Source organism: Nocardioides sp. P5_C9_2 (genome assembly GCF_054049555.1).
Genome location: NZ_JBFUMD010000379.1, coordinates 1 through 3,897, shown reverse-complemented (window position 1 = coordinate 3,897; position 3,897 = coordinate 1). Strand labels below are relative to the sequence as shown.

The 3,897-nt window shown below is 67.8% G+C and carries 5 protein-coding genes; 2 read left to right on the top strand and 3 right to left on the bottom strand.

Annotated elements, in window-relative coordinates; all coding sequences use genetic code 11:
* Positions 1 to 260: acyl-CoA dehydrogenase family protein (locus tag ACXJKL_RS16455; protein ID WP_457208101.1), on the bottom strand; the 260-nt coding region annotated here is incomplete at its 3' end.
* Positions 261 to 290: 30 nt separating this feature from the next.
* Entirely contained in the window at positions 291 to 1,421 is a 1,131-nt protein-coding gene (locus ACXJKL_RS16450; RefSeq protein WP_457208100.1) for an acyl-CoA dehydrogenase family protein, read from the bottom strand.
* 94 nt (positions 1,422 to 1,515) lie between these two features.
* On the opposite strand from ACXJKL_RS16450, the gene ACXJKL_RS16445 reads away from it, so the two are divergent.
* On the top strand, positions 1,516 to 2,391 hold the full coding sequence (locus tag ACXJKL_RS16445) for an AAA family ATPase (protein ID WP_457208099.1): 876 nt from the start codon (positions 1,516 to 1,518) through the stop codon (positions 2,389 to 2,391).
* Between the two features lie 62 nt (positions 2,392 to 2,453).
* Here ACXJKL_RS16445 and ACXJKL_RS16440 read toward each other — a convergent pair whose 3' ends face one another.
* Entirely contained in the window at positions 2,454 to 3,116 is a 663-nt protein-coding gene (locus ACXJKL_RS16440) for an alpha/beta fold hydrolase (RefSeq protein WP_457208098.1), read from the bottom strand.
* 27 nt (positions 3,117 to 3,143) lie between these two features.
* Here ACXJKL_RS16440 and ACXJKL_RS16435 point away from each other — a divergent pair.
* Positions 3,144 to 3,897, top strand: a 754-nt coding sequence (locus ACXJKL_RS16435) for a hypothetical protein (protein ID WP_457208097.1), incomplete at its 3' end; no start/stop codon positions are given.

Genomic DNA, 3,897 nt, shown 5'->3' with positions numbered 1-3,897 from the left:
GAGGGATAGTGACGCCACTCGACCGCACGGTTGAACGCCTCCTGGTAGTCGGTCGACAGTCCTAGGCCGCCGTACTCCGTCGGGAAGCCGATCCCAGCGAAGCCGCCCTCCCACACCCTCTTCTGCAGCTCCCGCTGGCGGTTCCAGTCCTCGAGGTCGTCCTCGAAGTGCAGCGGGTTGTCCGGGTCCTCCAAGGGYAGGTTCTCGGCGGCCCAGGCTCGGGCGCGGGCCTCGAACTCGTCAACGGTCTCAGTCGTCATCGGTCTCGTCTCTCAGGTCTCGGGTGGCGGTCAGGCGGAGATCAGCTCGGCGACCCGACGACGGTGCTCCGTCGGCGTGCCGTAGAGGTGCTTGTTGACCGTGGCCTTGCGCAAGTAGAAGTGGATGTCGTGCTCGTAGGTGATCGCGATGCCACCGAAGAGCTGCACGATGTCCTGGATGATCTCGGTCGACCTGTCGCCGACGTAGTTCGCCGCGACACTCACCAGCTCAGCTGCGTTCGGAGCCTGCGCACCCACCGCGACCACGGCGGCGTCGGTGGTCGCGAAGATCGCTTCGAGCCAGGTCTTCTGGTCGGCCCAGCGGTGCTTGAGTGCCTGGTACGACGCCAGCGGTCGGCCGAACGAGTAGCGGTCGAAGGCCCACTGCACGGAGAGCTCGAAGGCCTTCTCGACGACACCGGCGGTCTCGGCGCACTGCAGAGCGACTGCCACCTGGAACTGGCGCTCGATCACTGCAGCGGTGGTCGCGGCGGTGCCGACCAGGTTCTCGAGCGGCACCTGCACGTTCTCGAACCGGACCTCGCCGAACGGGCGGGTGAGATCGATGCCGTCGGTGCGGGTGATCGTGACACCGGCAGCGTCAGCCGGCACCAGCACCTGGACGACTCCCTCGGGACCGGACGCCGTGACCAGGAAGATGTCGGCCGAGGTGGCGTGTTCGACGCGGTCCTTGACCCCGTCGATGACGATGCCCTCCGACTCGACCTTGGCCACCGTGACGGGGTTCAGCGGGTCCCATTCCTTGCCGGGCTCGTACACCGCCCAGGAGCCGACCAGCCCGCCGGAGAACAGCCCGCCGATGACCTCGGCGTGGTGCTCCTGCTCGACGACGACCTCGACCAGTCCGGCGATGACGGTGTTGACCGCCTGGAGCGGACCGGGCACGACACCGCGGCCGAACTCCTCGGCGATGATCGCCAGGTCACGCAGTCCCTCGCCAGAGATGGTCCCGCCGTCGAGCTCCTCGGGCACCAGCATCGCCGCCCAGCCGAGCTCGGCTCCAGCCTGCCACCAGCCGCGGTCGAAGATCGCGCCCCCCTCCACCAGCTCACGGATCTTCGTGAGCGGGATCTCCTTCTCGATGGAGCGTTGTGCCGCCTGCCGGAAGGTCTTCTGGTCATCAGTGAGGTCGAGCTGCATTGAGGCCTCCTCGTTCAAGTGCGCCGTGGCGTAGGAACGCGGCGGCTGGTAACGTCTAATTATCTTACTTTATGAACTGTATCAGGGGGAACTGATGGCGGCCAAGCCTTTCGCAAGCGTCGACGAAGCCGACGAAGCCCTCCGGAGGGCCGGCTACCTCCCGAGCGAAGCGATCTCGACGGCGGTGCTGCTGGCCACCAGGTTGGGCCGTCCGCTGCTGGCCGAAGGGCCGGCAGGGACTGGCAAGACGGCCCTCGCGCGGGCGCTCGCCCTCGCCACCGGCGCCCGGATCGTGCGACTCCAGTGCCACGAGGCGATCGACGAGTCCCGGGCGCTCTACGAGTGGGACTATCGCAAGCAGCTGCTCACCATCCAGTCCGCCCGCGACAGCGGTGGCGCGGATGGGGATCGGGCCACCGTCCGCGATGTCTACGGCGAGGACTTCCTCCTCGTCCGCCCCTTGCTCGACGCACTGCGGGCCGAGGACGACGTCATCCTGCTCGTCGACGAGGTCGACCGACTCAGCGTCGAGGCCGAGGCGCTGCTGCTTGAGTTCCTGGCCGAGCGCCAGGTCACCGTTCCCGAGCTCGGCACGATCCGTGCCAAGAACATCTGTCCGGTCATCCTCACCTCGAACAACACGCGCGAGCTGTCGGAAGCACTGCGTCGACGCTGCCTCTTCCTGCACATCGACTATCCCGACCCGCAGCGCGAGCGCGACATCGTGATGGCCGACGTACCCGAGCTGACCAGTGAGATCGCCGAACAGGTCACGACCACGGTCGCCACACTGCGCTCGCTCGACCTGCGCAAGAAGCCGTCGGTCGCCGAGACCCTCGACTGGGCCCGCTCGCTGATGGTGATCCCCCAGGACGAGATCGACCTCGAAGCGATCCGGCTGGCACTCCCCCTGCTGCTCAAGAGCCAGAGCGACATCGAGCACGCGCTGACCGAGCTCACCAAGGCCTAGCAAGCCTTGCTCGTTCCCCTGATCGCGGCGGTGATCGGGCTCCGCATGCCGAAAGGCGGCCCTCACCCCTGCAGGAAGTCGAGGACAGCTTCCTGCGCCTCGAATCTCTGGGTGGTGGAGAAGTGGTCCGTACGTCGCAGGGTGACCAGACGCGCGTCCGGAACCGAGTCCAGGAGGCGGTCCACCGGACCCACGAAGTCGTCCTCGCCGAGCACGAAGAGGACCGGGCAGGTCACTGATGCCATCGCCTCGAAGGCGGGCACGGGGTCGGTGTTGAAGGACGACTCCATCACCCGAGCGAAGTCGTTGCCCGCGCGCTCGGCAGCCAGACGGATCCCGGCGAACAGCGGGCTGCCCATGCTCCCCCGGAGACTCTCCCGCTTCTGCTCGAGGGTGCTCTCGTACGCCCGATCGCCGGTGCCCATCAGGACGAGCTTGTTGAACAGGTCCGGGCGCTCCACCGCGGCAGTCAGGCACAGCACGGCACCTGCGGAGAAGCCGACCACGTCCGCCGTGCCGCCCGTCGCTTCGATCTGTGCGTGCAACCGGGCCGGACCCGTGTCATCGGGCTGGGCGAGAAGCGGGGCGTCACCGTGTCCGGCCATCGTGTGTCCGACCGGGGTGCGGCCCTCGGCCAGGACGAGGTCGGCCCACCCGGACCTCACCCAGTTGGCCTCGTACGTGCTTCCCAATCCATGGACGAAGACGACTGGTGGCCTGAGCACGGAATCCATTATATCATTCACCTTATTATGTCCTACGATGTCCTGGCTCTCGCGCAGCACCTGAGATCCATCGGCGTCGCGGTGTCGACCCAGGAGATCCGGGACACCTACTCCGCGCTGGAGCTCCTCGATGACGAGCACGCGATGGCCGCACTCGAGATGGTGCTGGTCAAGGACGACGAGTCACGTCGGGCCCTGGCAAGGATCGCTCCCCTGTTCGCCGAGGACGTCCGGCTCCCGACCGACGACGCGGCCCACGCCGTCGCGAAGCACCTGCGCGGACTGGACGACGCCGCACTGGACGACGTCATCAAGAAGGCGCTCTCCGACCAGGACGCTCACGGCATCACCGCCGTGGCGTCCGAGCTCGTCGACCGCCATGTCACCATCCAGCCCGGCGCGCCGGTCGCCGGCAACGTCCACGTCATGAAGGCCTACCGCGCAGTCCGCCCCGACCGGCTCCGCGCCGACCTCGAGGACGCCTTCAGCACTGGCGAGCTCGACCCCCTCGCCGCACTGCGCACCCGACTGTGGCGCGATGACGTCGACCGCCGACTCGAGTCCCTTCGGCTGGCGATCGAGTCGGAGGTCCGCCGCCGACTGGTGCACGACCGGGGTGCTCGCTCGGTCGCCGAGGCCGTCCGCGCCGGTCTGCCCGGCGACGTCGACTTCCTCACCGCGTCGACCAAGGAGATCCATCAGCTCTCGTCAGTGCTGCAGACCCTGCCGTCACGCCTGGAGCGGCAGCTGCGGTTGGCCGACGGGCGACCACCGACAGGAC

Bases quoted from the DNA above. Each gene is read 5' to 3' on its own strand.
- ACXJKL_RS16450 (WP_457208100.1), bottom strand. From the start codon at position 1,421: ATGCAGCTCGACCTCACTGATGACCAGAAGACCTTCCGGCAGGCGGCA.
- ACXJKL_RS16445 (WP_457208099.1), top strand. From the start codon at position 1,516: ATGGCGGCCAAGCCTTTCGCAAGCGTCGACGAAGCCGACGAAGCCCTC.